The sequence below is a fragment of the Snodgrassella alvi genome (assembly GCF_002777425.1).
GTDB lineage: Bacteria > Pseudomonadota > Gammaproteobacteria > Burkholderiales > Neisseriaceae > Snodgrassella > Snodgrassella alvi_B.
Genome location: NZ_MDVC01000056.1, coordinates 14,200 through 29,229 on the forward strand (window position 1 = coordinate 14,200; position 15,030 = coordinate 29,229).

The window sequence follows — 15,030 nt, forward strand, 5'->3', positions numbered from 1 at the left end:
CCTTCAATTAACCGCCGAACATCGTTTTCAGCAACGGCCAGAAAGTCCACGCTACCAGCACGAACACACCAACCACCATTGCGGTTGCATAGGTATAGATGTAGCCGGTCTGAATCCGTCGTACCAGTGCTGCAACAGTAGCAACCACGCGTGCAGTACCGTTAACGATTAATTTATCAATGATGAAAACGTCGCCTACTTTCCAGAACAACGTTCCCAGCAGGCGGCTGCCTTTGGCAAAAACGTTATAGTAAAGCGCATCCAGATAGTATTTGTTATCCAGCAGGGTATAAACCGGACGGATAGACGCCACGATTCTGGTCGGAATCTGTGGTTTTTTCATGTAGAAGAACCACGCCAGTACTACCCCGGCAATCACCAGCCATAACACAGGAGTAGTTAGGCTATGTAAGGCCATGGCAAAGATGCCGTGATATTCCTCTTCTACAGAGGCCAGCGCCGGATGTGCCGCACTGTTAATGAATATCACATGCTGGTAGAAATCACTAAACAGCATCGGTTTGATGGCCCACATGCCGACAAATACTGAAGGAATAGCTAGCAGAATCAGCGGAATAGTTACCACCAGCGGGCTTTCATGTGGATTATCCTGTGGGCGCAGACCATGGTGCTCTTCGCCATGATGATGCTCGCCATGCCCGGCTTTACGCCATTTTTCTTCGCCGTGAAAAACCATAAAATACAGGCGGAATGAGTAGAAAGCGGTCACAAACACACTGGCTACCAGTGCGACATAGGCAATACTGCTGAAAGGCAGGTTTGACGCTTTTACTGCATCGATAATGGAATCCTTGGAATAGAAGCCAGAGAAGAATGGTGTACCAATCAGCGACAGGGAACCAATCAGCATGCAAATCCACGTTACCGGCATATACTTGCGCAAGCCGCCCATATGACGCATATCCTGATCATGGTGCATGCCCATAATCACACTACCGGCCGCAAGGAATAACAGGGCTTTGAAGAAAGCATGGGTCATTACATGGAAGACGGCAATATTATAGGCTGAAGCACCGAGTGCTACGGTCATGTAACCAAGTTGTGACAGGGTGGAATAGGCAATCACACGCTTGATATCGTTCTGAATCATGCCCAGAAAACCCATAAACAGCGCGGTAATGGTACCAGATACCATAATCACACCCAGTGCGGTATCAGACAGTTCATATAGCGGTGACATACGTGACACCATGAAAATACCGGCTGTCACCATGGTAGCGGCGTGAATCAGCGCAGAAATCGGAGTCGGACCTTCCATTGAATCCGGCAGCCACACATGCAATGGAAACTGTGCAGATTTACCCATCGCCCCTACGAACAGCAGAATACAGGTAACGGTAATCAGTGACCACGGATGACCAGGAATCAGTTCGATGGTGGCATTTTTCACTTGATCAATATGCTGGAACACATCAACATAGCGCAGGCTGCCGCCAAAATAGGCCAGTATCAAGCCAATCCCCAACACAAAGCCAAAGTCCCCAACGCGGTTAACCAGAAATGCTTTCAGGTTGGCAAAAATGGCACTATCACGTTTGAAGTAAAAACCAATCAGCAGATAAGATACCAGCCCCACTGCTTCCCAGCCAAAGAATAGCTGGATAAAGTTATTACTCATTACCAGCATCAGCATGGAAAAGGTAAACAGGGAGATATAGCTGAAGAAGCGCTGATACCCATCATCATCACTCATGTAACCAATGGTGTAGATATGCACCATCAGTGACACACTGGTGACAATCACCAGCATGGTGGCGGTAAGGGTATCAATCAGGAAGCCAACTGAAAAGTCCAGTCCGCCCATGGTCAGCCAGGTATAAACATTTTCATCAAAAGGCTGGCGGGTGCCGTTCATAAAGCCATAAAGCACCCAGGCAGACAACGCTGCAGAAATGGCCACACCAGCAATGGTAACGCTATGTGCTCCCCTACGACCAATCAGCTTGCCACACAAGCCGGCCAGCAGTGAACCGATGAGCGGAGCCAAAGCAATAATCAGATAAATAGACATAATTTTCTCTTGTTCCTCTCACCCGTTAGCCTTTGAGGCTATTCAGATCCTGTACGTTGATGCTCTGACGGTTACGGAAAATCAGCACCATAATCGCCAGACCAATAGCAGATTCTGCCGCAGCGACTGTCAGAATAAAAAAGACAAAAATCTGTCCAGCTGTGTCACCGAGATAACGGGAAAAAGCCACGAAATTAAAGTTCACCGCCAGCAGCATTAATTCGATTGACATCAGCAGCACAAGTACGTTTTTGCGGTTCATAAAAATACCCATGGCAGAAATGGCAAATAATATCGCGCTGAGAACCAGATAATGGGTTAAGGTAATCATGCTTTTTTCTCCCCTTCTGTCACTTCTTCACTGGTTTCGGTTACTGGTGTAGTTACTTCAGGTTGCATTTTCACCATACGGAAGCGGTCTTTTGCCTGTACTTTAACCTGTTCGGCCGGATTGGTACGGCGTGGATTATGCGTTTGTCGGTGTACCAGTGCAATGGCTGCTACCATCCCCAGCACCAGTAATATGGCAGCCAGTTCGAACGGTAACAGATAGGTAGTGTAAATCTGCATACCTAAGTCGCGTACATTACTATAATCGGCCGGCAACGGCTTATCTGTTCCCAGATGTGCTAGATCCAGCTGCGGATTCACCAGAATCACAATCAGCAGTGCGGCGGTGAGAATACCTACCAGTGCGGCAATAGGTGCATGGCGCCAAAATCCGGCGCGCATCTGTTCAATATCAATATTGAGCATCATGATGACAAACAGGAACAGTACCATTACTGCTCCTACATAGACCACTACCAGCACAATGCCCAGAAATTCGGCCTGCATCAGAATCCACATCATGGCACTGGCACAGAATGTCAGCACCAGAAACAAAACTGCATGTACCGGATTTTTGGCAATCACTGTATTTATTGCGCCAAGCAGAATAACCGCGGCAAATACATAAAACAGTATTAATGGTAAATTCATGACTACCCCTTAGCGATACGGTGCATCTGCGGCTTTGCATTTGGCGATATCCTTTTCATAGCGATCGCCAATTGCCAGCAACATGGGTTTAGTGAAATACAGATCTCCGCGTTTTTCACCGTGATATTCGAAAATCTGTGTTTCTACAATGGCGTCTACTGGACAGGCTTCTTCACAGAAACCGCAGAAGATACATTTAGTTAGATCGATATCATAACGGGTTGTTCGCCGTGTACCGTCCTCGCGCTTTTCCGACTCGATATTAATCGCCATCGCCGGACACACAGCTTCACACAGTTTGCAGGCAATACAGCGTTCTTCGCCATTGGGATAGCGCCGCTGCGCATGCAGACCACGAAACCGAACCGATTGTGGGGTTTTTTCTTCAGGGAAATAAATGGTTTCTTTACGTGCGAAAAAGTTCTTTAAGGTTACTTTCATGCCCGAAAGCAACTCGGTCATCAGAAAAGTTTTAATTATATTTGCCATATCAGTGCCTCTCCCTGTTTAACGCCATAAAGACAGGGGTGAAATCATCCATAAACCCAATACAATCACTGCGACGATGGTTACCGGAATCAGTACTTTCCAGCCCAGACGCATAATCTGATCGTAGCGGTAGCGCGGGAAAGTTGCCCGTATCCACAGGTAAAAGTACAACACCAGCGCCATTTTCAGGAACATCCACAGTACGCTTGGTGTCCCAATGAAGCCCCAGCTTTGCGGGAAAGGTGATAACCAGCCACCAAAGAACAACAGTGCAGTCAGGGCAGCTACCAGAATCATGAATATATATTCGGCCAGGAAAAATAAGGCGAAAGCAAAACCAGAATACTCAACATGAAAACCAGCAACAATTTCCGACTCACCTTCGGCCACATCAAACGGAGCACGATTGGTTTCGGCCACTGCGGAAATCAGATACACCACAAATAATGGGAACAAAGGTAACCAGTTCCATGAAAAAACCGAACCACCGGCATAACCTTTGGCTTGTGCCATCACAATATCGTGAAAATCCATGCTGCCGGATACCATTATCACCCCAATCAAGGCAAAACCCATCGCTATTTCATAGGATATGGTTTGTGCCGAAGCACGCATGGCGCCCAGAAAGGCATATTTAGAGTTGGAAGCCCAGCCGGCAATGATGACACCATATACAGACAGAGAGGTAATCATCAGGATATAGAGCAAACCGGCATTGATTCTGGTTAGAAACCAGCTTTCACTGAACGGAATCACTGCCCAGGCAGCAAATGCTGGCATCAGTGACATCATTGGCCCGATATAGAACAATGCCTTATTTGCCTGTGATGGGCGGGTGACTTCTTTAAATAATAGTTTTAATACATCAGCGAATGGCTGAATTAAACCATAAGGGCCGGTTACGTTTGGGCCGACACGCAGCTGCATATAACCGATAACTTTACGCTCAAAATAAGTCAGGTAAGCCACGGTAAGAATCAGCGGCAACATAATGATGACTATTTTGACGATGACAGACACCAGTAAGCCGAAGTCGTTACCCAGTAATTGTTGAAACCACGCTTGCATGATTATCCTTTACTCAATTCAACAGTGGTCAATAAAGCACCCAATTGCCAGTTACTCTGATGTAACGGCAACAACAGTACGTTTTCCGGCAGGGTGTCGTCAGCAGCCACGGTAACGGCCACGGTACTATTTCCCTGTTTGGCCAGTGCAGCATCACCATCAGCCAGCCCCAGTGCATTCAGCGTAGCACTATGAATCCGCGCGATGGGCACTACGGCATGTACCGTGTTTTGCAAGGGTGCAGAACGACGCACAATGCCATCAGTAGCATACAGACTCACTCCGCCAACACGTACCAGACTGATATCCGGATCAGTGCTAGCAACCGGTTGAATATGGTTATTCAATAAGGCCGGTAACTGATCTTTGGCAAGTGCATCAGTCAGAATTTGCTGGGTGTTTTCATATTCAAAACCCGGCAGTTCAAGCACGTTGCCCAGTACACGCAATACTTTCCATAATGGTCTTGCTTCACCATAGGCTCGTACCACGCCATGGAAGGACTGCAAACGACCTTCCATGCTGATAAAGCTGCCGGATGTTTCGGTAAACGGGGTAATTGGCAGCATGACATCGGCCACTTCACGCAATACTTCACTGTCGTACGCGCTGAATGCCATCACTGTCTGCGCCTGTTTTAGCGCGGCAAGAGCCGCAGCACCATTGGCGACATCCATATCTGGCTCGACATTAAGCAACATCACTGCCTGTTTTGGCTGCGCAATCTGTGCAGCAATGGTGTGTTCAGCTTTTCTGGCAGCCACACCAAGCACTTCGGCACCAATACTATTAGCAGCCTGTGGCAATACCCCGAGAATGCTATCGGTAGCCACAGCCAAGTCCTGTGCCGCAGCATAAACAGCAGCGGCATCCGGATGGTTCAGTACATCAGCACCGAGAATAATGCTGGCTTTTTGCGCCTGTAATAACGCCTGCCCTACTTCGCTGTTAAGTGCATCACTCAGCCAGTCAATCCACTGATACGGATGCAGGCTCACTTGTGCCAGCAAAGGCATAAACAGTTCTTCATCAGCAGCGGCCAGAATAGCTACTTTGGTACCGTTTTTGGCCGCCTGACGAATACGGGCTGTGAGTAGTGGCTGTTCCTGCCGCAAACGTGCACCGACTACTAGAATCACTTCGTTTGCTGCCAGTTGTTCGATGCTCTGCCCCAGCCATTGGGCGCCTTCAGCAGCGGCAGCCAAACGGCCATCCTGCGAACGCAGGCGGCTGTCTACAGCAGTGACACCAAGACCATCAGCCAGTTTACGCGCCAGATGCATTTCTTCAATAGTATTGGCCGGATTAACCCATATACCAACCCCATCGGCACCGAAGTCATGGCTAACACCATGCAAGCCTTTGGCCACATAATCCAGTGCGGTTTGCCAGTCGACAGTATGCCACTGGTTATCCTGTTTGATTTGTGGCTGAGTTAAGCGCTGCTGATACAGCCCTGCATAGGCAAAACGGTCGCGGTCACTAAGCCAGCATTCATTGATGGCTTCATTTTCTAGTGGCAGCACACGACGCACGGTATGGTCTTTAGTCTGAACAATCAGATTGCTGCCCAAGGCATCATGAGCGGATATGGATTTACGCCGGCTTAGCTCCCATGAACGACTGTCATAGCGAAATGGTTTGCTGGTTAAGGCACCAACCGGACACAAATCAATTACATTACCAGATAGCTCAGTTTCCAGTGTTTTACCGGCAAATGGGGTAATTTCGGAATTTTCGCCACGATTTTTCATTGCCAATTCCTGTTTGCCGGCAATTTCTTCGGTAAAGCGAATACAGCGGGTACAGTGTATACAGCGGCTCATTTCCGCAGCAGACACCAGTGGCCCCATTTCCTTGCCGACTACAGCATGTTTGGCTTCGGTATAACGGCTGGCGCTTTTACCATAGCCCATTGACAAATCCTGCAACAGACATTCACCGCCCTGATCACAGATCGGACAATCCAGCGGGTGGTTAATCAGTAAAAACTCCATTACCCCTTTCTGGGCATCTTTAGTCAGAGCGGAGCCGGTTTTAACTACCATGCCATCGGTAACCGGTGTAGCACAGGCAGGTAACGGTTTGCGTGATTTTTCCACCTCAACCAGACACATGCGACAGTTAGCGGCGATAGACAATTTTTTGTGATAGCAAAAATGCGGAATAAAGGTACCGGCCTGATGGGCGGCTTCCATCACCGTACTACCCTGCTCGACAGAGAGTTGTTTACCGTCAATTTGAATTTGTAACATAGGTTCGCAATCCTAATTAAGCAGATAGTGCCTTAGCACCAGCGATGTTCTTTCATGGGTTTGCCGTGTTCGATATAGTGCTCAAACTCGGAACGGAAATGCTTCATAAAGCCCTGTATCGGCATCACGGCAGCGTCTGCCAATGCACAGATGGTGCGTCCAGACATATTGCTGCCAATCGATTCCAGCAAATCCAGATCCTCCGGCCGACCTTTACCAGAGGCAATACGGTGAATAATGCGATACAGCCAGCCAGTTCCTTCACGGCAGGGCGTACATTGGCCGCATGATTCTTCAAAATAGAAATAGCTCAGCCGCTCCAGCGCTTTTACCATGCAGACATCTTCATCCATTACGATTACCGCACCAGAACCCAGCATCGAGCCAGCCTTGGCAATGGCATCATAATCCATGGTCAGTTCCATCATGATGTCAGCCGGCAATACCGGTGCAGAAGAACCACCCGGAATCACCGCTTTGAGTTTTTTGCCATTACGCATGCCACCGCACATTTCCAGCAAATCTTTGAACGGTGTACCTAACGGAACTTCGTAGTTACCCGGACGCTCGACATGGCCGGATACGGAAAAGAGTTTGGTTCCGCCATTATTGGGAATACCCTTATCGGCAAATTGCTGGCCGCCATCACGAATAATGAACGGCACTGAGGAAAAGGTTTCGGTGTTATTGACAGTGGTAGGCTTGCCGTATAAACCATATGAAGCCGGAAAAGGTGGTTTGAAGCGTGGCTGGCCTTTCTTGCCTTCAAGAGATTCCAGCAGCGCAGTTTCTTCGCCACAGATATAAGCACCATAGCCATGATGGGCATGCAGCTCAAAACTGAAATCGCTACCCAGAATATTCTGTCCCAGAAAGCCAGCTGCACGTGCTTGTTGCAGAGCAGCTTCAAAACGCAGATAGCTTTCAAAGATTTCACCATGAATATAGTTATAGCCAGCAGCCGCACCCATGGCATAGCCACCGATAATCATGCCTTCAATCAGCGCATGCGGATTGTAATCAATGATATCGCGATCCTTGAATGTGCCCGGCTCACCTTCATCGGTATTGCAGACAACATATTTGGTGCCCGGAAATGAACGCGGCATAAAGCTCCATTTCAGCCCGGTGGGAAAGCCGGCACCACCGCGACCACGCAGGCCTGAAGTTTTAAGCTCGGCAATAACATCATCTGGTGGCATTTTTTCATTGATGATTTTTTTCAATGCCTGATAGCCACCACGTGCTATATAAGCTTCCAGCGTCCAGCAATTGGGGTCAGAAGTATCAACCTGATCGAAAATCACGCCATTCTGGTACATTGCCATCAGTTCAACTCCGCCAGTTTCGCTTCAATGGCCTCTTCGCTCATAAAGCTACACATTTTATGATTATTCACTAACATCACCGGCGCATCGCCACAGGCACCCATGCACTCGCCTTCTACCAAGGTGTATTTACCATCAGCAGTAGTTTCACCATAGCGGATACCGAGACGTTTTTGCAGATACTCACCAGCATTCACGCCACCACGCAGGGCACAGGGCAGATTGGTACATACGGTTAGTTTGTATTTACCAACTGGCTTGAGGTTGTACATATTATAAAAAGTAGCCACTTCCAACGCCTGCGCTGGTGGAATGCCAATATAATCAGCTACCTCTTCAATAGTTTCAGGCTGCAACCAGCCCAGCTCCGTCTGCGCAATTCGCAAGGCAGACATAATGGCACTGCGGCGCTGGTCGGCCGGGTATTTTGCCAGTTCTGTATCAATCTGTTTTAAGCTATCAGCGGACAACATTATCTATCCACCTCCCCGAATACAATATCCTGTGTACCAATAATGGCAACCACATCCGCCAGCATGTGGCCGCGCGCCATTTCGTCCATGCCCTGCAAATGGGCAAAACCCGGAGCACGGATTTTCATCCGGTAAGGTTTATTGGCACCATCGGAAATCAGATAGACACCAAATTCACCTTTAGGATGTTCAGTAGGCACATAAACTTCACCTTCTGGCACATGCATACCTTCAGTAAACAGTTTGAAGTGGTGAATCAGTTCTTCCATCCCGTCTTTCATGGCGGTACGGGGTGGCGGTGCCACGGTATGGTCGTCAATAATCACCGGGCCTGGGTTGGCTTTCAACCAGTCCACACACTGGCGGATAATGCGATTGGCCTGACGCATCTCATGAATACGGCACAGATAACGGTCATAACAGTCGCCATTGAGACCCACCGGTATATCAAAATCTACATTAGCATAGGCATCGTAAGGCTGTTTTTTGCGTATATCCCATTCAATACCGGAACCACGCAGCATGACGCCGGTAAAACCTTTTTGCAGGGCGCGTTCTGGTGAAACCACGCCTATACCAACAGTACGCTGTTTCCAGATACGATTGTCGGTGAGCAGATTTTCATATTCATCCACACAGGCAGGGAAACGGTTGGTAAAGTCTTCAATAAAGTCCAACAGTGTGCCTTCACGGCTGGCATTGAGTTTTTGCAGCACTTTGGCATTGCGGTATTTGCTGGATTCATATTTCGGCATGAAATCCGGCAAGTCTCGGTATACACCACCGGGACGGAAATAGGCAGCATGCATGCGTGCACCTGACACCGCCTCGTAGATATCCATCAGGTCTTCACGCTCGCGGAATGCGTAAAGAAATACCGTCATGGCACCGATATCCAGTGCATGCGAACCTATACCCATCAAATGATTAAGAATTCGGGTAATCTCAGCAAACATCACGCGGATATACTGGGCACGAATGGGTACTTCGATATTAAGCAGGCGTTCAACCGACAGGCAGTAAGCCTGTTCATTACACATCATGGATACATAATCCAGACGATCCATATACGGCAATGCCTGCAAATAAGTCCGTGTTTCCGCCAATTTTTCCGTACCACGATGTAACAGGCCGATATGCGGGTCAGCACGAACGATGTTTTCACCATCCATTTCCAGAATCAGGCGCAATACGCCATGTGCAGCCGGATGCTGCGGCCCGAAGTTAATGGTGTAATTGCGTAACTTAGACACCGTACTGCTCCTCTCTCACCACGCGCGGGGTAATTTCACGCGGTTCAATCGTTACCGGCTGATAAATAACGCGGCCTTCGGCCTCGTCATAGCGCATTTCAACATAGCCGGAAACGGGAAAATCTTTGCGAAACGGATGACCAACAAAGCCGTAGTCAGTAAGAATACGACGCAGGTCGGGATGGTTGTTAAACAGAATGCCAAACATGTCAAACGCTTCACGTTCATACCAGTTGGCTCCGTTATAGATATCGACTACAGAATCGACGGTGGGAAAGTCTTCGGCTTCAGCCCAGACACGGACACGGACACGCCAGTTATTGGTTACAGACAACAGATGGCTGACAACGGCAAAGCGCTTACCTTGCCACGGTTCATCTTTGTAGCTCTGGTAATCAACACCACACAGGTCAATCAGCGTTTCAAATTTCAGTTCATCATGGTCACGCAGGGTTTGCATAAGCTGATGATAATCAGCCGCATCACAATCCAGTGTTAGTTCACCACGGTCAAGACAGTAACGTATCTCAGCGCCGAAAGTGGTTTCACACACGGCTTTCAGTGTTGCTATATCTGCCATATTTTCCTCACTTTCATACACGCGCAATCGTGGCGGTACGTTTAATTTTCAGCTGCAACTGCAACAGGCCGTAAACCAGTGCCTCTGCGGTGGGCGGACAGCCGGGTACATAGACATCAACCGGCACAATGCGGTCGCAGCCACGCACCACAGAATAGGAGTAATGGTAATAGCCGCCACCATTGGCACAGGAGCCCATAGACAATACCCAGCGCGGCTCGGCCATCTGGTCGTAAACACGGCGCAATGCGGGAGCCATTTTGTTGCACAGGGTACCGGCCACAATCATCAGGTCAGACTGGCGTGGTGACGGGCGAAAAATAATACCAAAACGGTCAAGGTCATAGCGGGCAGCACCGGCCTGCATCATCTCTACGGCACAGCAAGCCAGACCGAAAGTAGCTGGCCACAATGAACCGGTACGCACATAATTAAGTACGGTATCGGCAGTAGTTGTGACAAATCCTTTTTTTAAAACGCCTTCTATTCCCATTCCAGAGCGCCTTTTTTCCATTCATAAACAAAGCCGATAACCAGAATCAACAAAAACACCATCATTGACCAGAAACCGTATGCGCCCAGTTCTTTGAACACAACAGCCCAAGGCACCATGAAAGCTACCTCAAGGTCAAACAGGATGAATAAAATGGCTACCAGATAGTAACGCACGTCGAATTTCATGCGTGCATTTTCAAAAGCTTCGAAACCGCACTCAAACGGCTCCTGTTTCATTTTGTATGGACGATTCGGTCCGAGTAACAGGCCAAGAGAAATAAACAGAACACCGGCGGCAAAGCCAACCAGTACGAATATTAAGATGGGGAAATAATTCGCCAGCATAATTGCGCCGACCTTATGCAAATATTGGTAAAATTGATGTATTGTAACTAATTTCGAACGTTATTAAAAGCGCGTATTACATTAATCAGTAATAAAAAAATAATATTTTCAATAAGATATTGATAATAATTATCATTAGCATTATTTAAAATATTACTTTTGATTTCTCTTTTTTCTCCTCAGGTAAAATAATAAAAACACGTCATAAAATTTTTCTATTAATTCCTGCCGGTTACAATTTTCAAAGCTATATATCACTTTATAAAATGCATATTAAATAAATGAAATAACAAAGCTTGCTTATCAAGTTAACTTTCATAAACTTTATTAGTCATAAAATAGCGTTTGTTAATATTACAAATTTTAACAAAAAATATTTATTAACAGCAATATAATGTAACCACTTGAAAACAAAAAGGTATCAAAAATGCAATACCATCCAGTTCACTCGCCTGCTGAGTGTCACGATATAAGCGACATTCGAAGAGAAATAGATCATATTGATTATACTGTGATTCAGTTACTTTCTGTCCGTTTTAACTATGTAAAGACAGCCAGTAAATTCAAAAAAAATACTACAGATGTTCAGGCCACAGAGCGTTTTAACAGCATGCTGGAAAAGCGCAAACAGTGGGCTGATGAGTTGGGGTTGAATGGAGAAGTAATTAAAACATTATACGCCGATTTGGTTAAATATTTTATTGCCGAAGAATTAAAAGAGTTTGAACGCAAATAATTAAAATTATTTACTTCCACTCAGCCAATCTCTTGCACGCCTATTCTGCTTCAGCGCGCCGAAAATCACGTATACGGAATCCCAATGCAAACAAAGCACCAAAGTAAAGAACAATACCGGCAATAATCAAAGCACTTAACTGGCCAACTTTTGCCAAGCCATTACTATGCCAGTTGAACGGTAGACATTGCTGTAATACCCATAGGCCAGTACCCATAATAATCAGAGCCAGAATCAGACGCACCAGAAAACGCCCCCAGCCCGGACTGGGTGTATACAGTTTCTGCCGCCGTAACAAGGTAAACAGCAGTGCCGCATTAATACAGGCACCCAAACTGATGGCCAGAGCCAGGCCGACATGATGTAGTTTCCAGACAAACAGCAGGTTCATCAGCTGCGTCATGCATAAAGTAAAAATAGCGATTTTTACTGGTGTTTTGATGTTCTGGCGGGCATAAAAGCCCGGAGCGAGTACTTTAATCAGAATCAGGCCAATCAGTCCCACAGAATAAGCCACCAGTGCGCCTTGCGTCATCAGTGCATCATATTCATTGAATTGCCGGTACATAAACAAAGTGGCGACCAGCGGAAATGATAATACGGCCATGCCCACGGCCGCAGGCAAGGTAAGCAGCATGCACAAACGCAAACCCCAGTCCAGCAAGGCAGAAAAACTGGCAATATCATTGGTAGCCGAGTGTTTGGACAGAGTAGGCAAAAGAATGGTGCCCAGAGCTACGCCGAGTACACCTGTCGGCAATTCCATCAGCCGGTCAGCATAATACATCCACGATACTGAACCTGATTGCAGATAGGAAGCAAAAATGGTGTTAATTACCAGAGATATCTGAGCCACTGAAACACCTAAAATGGCCGGTGCCATTTGCTTTAATACCCGATTAACGGCCTTGTCCTTAAATTTTAGCTTGGGCATGGTAAGAAAACCCAGCCGGAATAAATAAGGTAGCTGATACAGCAACTGCAACAACCCACCTACGAATACTGCCCATGCCAGAGCCAGAATAGGCGGATGAAAATAAGGCGCCAGCCATAAGGCAAACAGAATAAAAGAGATATTCAGAAAGGTAGGTGTAAAAGCTGGAACAATAAACTGATGATAGGTATTGAGTACGCTGCCAACCAGTGAAGATAGCGAAATCAGAAAAATATAGGGAAAAGTAATACGTAATAGCTGCACTGATAGAGAAAATTTATCTGCATCCTGCTGAAAACCGGGTGCAGAAATATAAATCACTACCGGCGCTGCCAGAATACCAATGGCAGTAACAATAATCAGTACAAATGAAAGCAGGCCGGCCACGTGCTGTACAAATGCCCGGGTAGCCTCTGGTGAACGTGTTTCCCGATATTCTGCCAGTATCGGCACAAAAGCCTGTGAAAACGCACCTTCCGCAAAAATACGCCGCAGCAGATTTGGCAGTTTAAATGCCACAAAAAAAGCATCAGTAGCCATACCTGCACCAAAGCTGCGGGCAATGATGGTGTCGCGAATGAAACCCAACACACGTGACAACATTGTCATGCTGCTGACTTTAGCCAAAGTACGCAGTAAATTCATCGGTAACGCCAATTGAAAAACAAAGGCGAAAGTGTACACTGGAATGTGAGCCGATTCTATACAGTGGACTAACCACGTTAAATCACTTTATTAGCCCGGCAAAATATATGCTGTGCGACCAGGAATGTATCCAGACAATAATTAACAGTTTACAAATGGTTCTGATTATGGTTAAAAGACTGGATGTATTTCTGGAAGCAGAGATTTTGATTAAATTAAAATGATTTAAGGAGCACCCTGTGAAAGTAGGTTTTGTTGGCTGGCGCGGTATGGTGGGTTCGGTATTAATGCAGCGCATGCAGGAAGAAAATGATTTTCAAAGCATTGCAGATGCGTATTTTTTCACGACATCGGCAGCCGGTGCAGCAGCACCGGATTTTGGTCAGACAGCAAAAACTCTGCTGGATGCGCATAATCTGGATGCTCTGGCAAAAATGGATATTATTGTTACCTGTCAGGGTGGCGACTACACCAAAGCAGTACACCAGCCTTTACGTGAACAGGGCTGGCAAGGTTACTGGATTGACGCCGCATCCACCCTGCGCATGAGCGATAAAGCAGTCATCGTCCTCGACCCGGTAAACCGTCCGGTTATCGATGCAGCACTGGCAAATGGAATCAGGGATTTTGTTGGCGGCAACTGTACCGTATCACTGATGCTGATGGCGCTGGGCGGCTTGTTTGAGCAGGATTTAGTGGAATGGGCCACCAGCATGACTTATCAGGCAGCATCCGGTGCGGGCGCACAAAATATGCGCGAGCTGATTAGTGCCATGGGTGCGATTGAAGCACAGGTCAGCACTGAATTGTCTAACCCGGCCAGTGCCATTCTGGCCATCGACCGCAAGGTAGCTGACTTTTTGCGCAGCGATGCCTATCCACAGGCACAGTTTGGCGTCCCACTGGCGGGTAGCCTGATTCCATGGATTGATGCTGATCTGGGTAATGGCCAGTCCAAGGAAGAGTGGAAAGGTGCGGTAGAAACCAATAAGATTTTAGGCCGCAGTGCACACCCGATTGTTATTGATGGATTGTGCGTGCGCGTGGGGGCAATGCGTTGCCACAGTCAGGCATTGACCGTGAAACTGAAACAGGATTTATCAGTCGCTGAAATTGAAAAAATTCTGGCGGCCGCCAATGACTGGGTAAAAGTGGTGCCTAATGAAAAAACTGCCTCCATGCACGAGCTCACACCAGCGGCAGTAACAGGCACATTAACTGTACCAGTAGGCCGTATCCGCAAGATGGGTATGGGTGGCGAATACATCAGTGCCTTTACCGTAGGTGACCAGCTTTTATGGGGTGCTGCTGAACCCATCCGCCGCATGTTGCAGATTGTTTTGCAAAGCAGATAACCATCAACTGGGCGAAGCCAATACGGCCGAAGCCCAGCCTCAATCACTTTTGATTGCAACA

General features: G+C 47.3%; 15 protein-coding genes. 2 read left to right on the top strand and 13 right to left on the bottom strand.

Annotated elements, in window-relative coordinates:
- Nucleotides 1-7: 7 nt before the first annotated feature.
- Genes nuoL through BGI33_RS05010 form a run of 12 tightly spaced genes read right to left on the bottom strand, consistent with a single transcriptional unit; the run spans nucleotide 8 to nucleotide 11,299 of the window.
- Entirely contained in the window at nucleotides 8-2,032 is a 2,025-nt protein-coding gene (gene nuoL / locus BGI33_RS04955; RefSeq protein ID WP_100090205.1) for an NADH-quinone oxidoreductase subunit L, read from the bottom strand.
- A gap of 25 nt (nucleotides 2,033-2,057) precedes the next feature.
- Nucleotides 2,058-2,363 carry an NADH-quinone oxidoreductase subunit NuoK gene (gene nuoK / locus BGI33_RS04960; RefSeq protein ID WP_100090206.1) on the bottom strand — a complete coding sequence of 102 codons (306 nt, stop codon included), beginning with the start codon at nucleotides 2,361-2,363 and terminating at the stop codon, nucleotides 2,058-2,060.
- A complete protein-coding gene (locus tag BGI33_RS04965) occupies nucleotides 2,360-3,013 on the bottom strand; it encodes an NADH-quinone oxidoreductase subunit J (protein WP_100090207.1) in 654 nt (217 codons plus the stop codon). The genes nuoK and BGI33_RS04965 overlap by 4 nt, the downstream gene beginning before the upstream one ends.
- 9 nt (nucleotides 3,014-3,022) lie before the next feature.
- On the bottom strand, nucleotides 3,023-3,502 hold the full coding sequence (nuoI, locus tag BGI33_RS04970) for an NADH-quinone oxidoreductase subunit NuoI (protein WP_100090208.1): 480 nt from the start codon (nucleotides 3,500-3,502) through the stop codon (nucleotides 3,023-3,025).
- An 18-nt stretch (nucleotides 3,503-3,520) separates the two neighbouring features.
- Nucleotides 3,521-4,570, bottom strand: a complete 1,050-nt coding sequence (nuoH, locus tag BGI33_RS04975; protein WP_037407263.1) for an NADH-quinone oxidoreductase subunit NuoH — start codon at nucleotides 4,568-4,570, stop codon at nucleotides 3,521-3,523.
- Nucleotides 4,571-4,572: 2 nt separating this feature from the next.
- Nucleotides 4,573-6,825 (bottom strand): NADH-quinone oxidoreductase subunit NuoG, encoded by a 2,253-nt coding sequence (gene nuoG, locus BGI33_RS04980; RefSeq protein WP_100090209.1) that lies wholly within the window; start codon nucleotides 6,823-6,825, stop codon nucleotides 4,573-4,575.
- 32 nt (nucleotides 6,826-6,857) lie between these two features.
- The gene (nuoF, locus tag BGI33_RS04985; RefSeq protein WP_100090210.1) at nucleotides 6,858-8,153 is read right to left on the bottom strand and encodes an NADH-quinone oxidoreductase subunit NuoF; all 1,296 of its coding nucleotides are present in this window, start codon (nucleotides 8,151-8,153) and stop codon (nucleotides 6,858-6,860) included.
- A complete protein-coding gene (nuoE, locus tag BGI33_RS04990; protein ID WP_100090211.1) occupies nucleotides 8,153-8,626 on the bottom strand; it encodes an NADH-quinone oxidoreductase subunit NuoE in 474 nt (157 codons plus the stop codon). Before nuoE ends, nuoF begins: the two co-directional genes overlap by 1 nt.
- Nucleotides 8,626-9,879, bottom strand: coding sequence for an NADH-quinone oxidoreductase subunit D (locus BGI33_RS04995; protein ID WP_100090212.1), 1,254 nt, complete (start codon nucleotides 9,877-9,879; stop codon nucleotides 8,626-8,628). The genes nuoE and BGI33_RS04995 overlap by 1 nt, the downstream gene beginning before the upstream one ends.
- Nucleotides 9,872-10,459, bottom strand: a complete 588-nt coding sequence (locus BGI33_RS05000; protein WP_100090245.1) for an NADH-quinone oxidoreductase subunit C — start codon at nucleotides 10,457-10,459, stop codon at nucleotides 9,872-9,874. Before BGI33_RS05000 ends, BGI33_RS04995 begins: the two co-directional genes overlap by 8 nt.
- 13 nt (nucleotides 10,460-10,472) lie before the next feature.
- Nucleotides 10,473-10,952, bottom strand: coding sequence for a NuoB/complex I 20 kDa subunit family protein (locus BGI33_RS05005; RefSeq protein WP_037407271.1), 480 nt, complete (start codon nucleotides 10,950-10,952; stop codon nucleotides 10,473-10,475).
- Complete coding sequence (locus tag BGI33_RS05010; protein ID WP_100090213.1) at nucleotides 10,943-11,299, bottom strand: NADH-quinone oxidoreductase subunit A; 357 nt, start codon at nucleotides 11,297-11,299, stop codon at nucleotides 10,943-10,945. Before BGI33_RS05010 ends, BGI33_RS05005 begins: the two co-directional genes overlap by 10 nt.
- A 427-nt stretch (nucleotides 11,300-11,726) precedes the next feature.
- Between BGI33_RS05010 and BGI33_RS05015 the strand changes: the two genes are divergently transcribed.
- On the top strand, nucleotides 11,727-12,035 hold the full coding sequence (locus tag BGI33_RS05015; RefSeq protein ID WP_100090214.1) for a chorismate mutase: 309 nt from the start codon (nucleotides 11,727-11,729) through the stop codon (nucleotides 12,033-12,035).
- Nucleotides 12,036-12,075: 40 nt separating this feature from the next.
- Here the strand turns inward: BGI33_RS05015 and murJ are convergent, their stop codons facing one another.
- Nucleotides 12,076-13,614, bottom strand: coding sequence for a murein biosynthesis integral membrane protein MurJ (gene murJ / locus BGI33_RS05020; protein ID WP_100090215.1), 1,539 nt, complete (start codon nucleotides 13,612-13,614; stop codon nucleotides 12,076-12,078).
- 239 nt (nucleotides 13,615-13,853) lie between these two features.
- Here murJ and asd point away from each other — a divergent pair, with 239 nt between their 5' ends.
- Nucleotides 13,854-14,969 carry an aspartate-semialdehyde dehydrogenase gene (gene asd, locus BGI33_RS05025; protein WP_100090216.1) on the top strand — a complete coding sequence of 372 codons (1,116 nt, stop codon included), beginning with the start codon at nucleotides 13,854-13,856 and terminating at the stop codon, nucleotides 14,967-14,969.
- Nucleotides 14,970-15,030 lie beyond the last annotated feature (61 nt).

What these genes read in the sequence shown, in the direction of transcription:
- nuoL (WP_100090205.1), bottom strand. Translation starts at nt 2,032, where the DNA reads ATGTCTATTTATCTGATTATTGCTTTGGCTCCGCTCATCGGTTCACTG.
- nuoK (WP_100090206.1), bottom strand. Translation starts at nt 2,363, where the DNA reads ATGATTACCTTAACCCATTATCTGGTTCTCAGCGCGATATTATTTGCC.
- BGI33_RS04965 (WP_100090207.1), bottom strand. Translation starts at nt 3,013, where the DNA reads ATGAATTTACCATTAATACTGTTTTATGTATTTGCCGCGGTTATTCTG.
- nuoI (WP_100090208.1), bottom strand. Translation starts at nt 3,502, where the DNA reads ATGGCAAATATAATTAAAACTTTTCTGATGACCGAGTTGCTTTCGGGC.
- nuoH (WP_037407263.1), bottom strand. Translation starts at nt 4,570, where the DNA reads ATGCAAGCGTGGTTTCAACAATTACTGGGTAACGACTTCGGCTTACTG.
- nuoG (WP_100090209.1), bottom strand. Translation starts at nt 6,825, where the DNA reads ATGTTACAAATTCAAATTGACGGTAAACAACTCTCTGTCGAGCAGGGT.
- nuoF (WP_100090210.1), bottom strand. Translation starts at nt 8,153, where the DNA reads ATGGCAATGTACCAGAATGGCGTGATTTTCGATCAGGTTGATACTTCT.
- nuoE (WP_100090211.1), bottom strand. Translation starts at nt 8,626, where the DNA reads ATGTTGTCCGCTGATAGCTTAAAACAGATTGATACAGAACTGGCAAAA.
- BGI33_RS05000 (WP_100090245.1), bottom strand. Translation starts at nt 10,459, where the DNA reads ATGGCAGATATAGCAACACTGAAAGCCGTGTGTGAAACCACTTTCGGC.
- BGI33_RS05005 (WP_037407271.1), bottom strand. Translation starts at nt 10,952, where the DNA reads ATGGGAATAGAAGGCGTTTTAAAAAAAGGATTTGTCACAACTACTGCC.
- BGI33_RS05010 (WP_100090213.1), bottom strand. Translation starts at nt 11,299, where the DNA reads ATGCTGGCGAATTATTTCCCCATCTTAATATTCGTACTGGTTGGCTTT.
- BGI33_RS05015 (WP_100090214.1), top strand. Translation starts at nt 11,727, where the DNA reads ATGCAATACCATCCAGTTCACTCGCCTGCTGAGTGTCACGATATAAGC.
- murJ (WP_100090215.1), bottom strand. Translation starts at nt 13,614, where the DNA reads ATGAATTTACTGCGTACTTTGGCTAAAGTCAGCAGCATGACAATGTTG.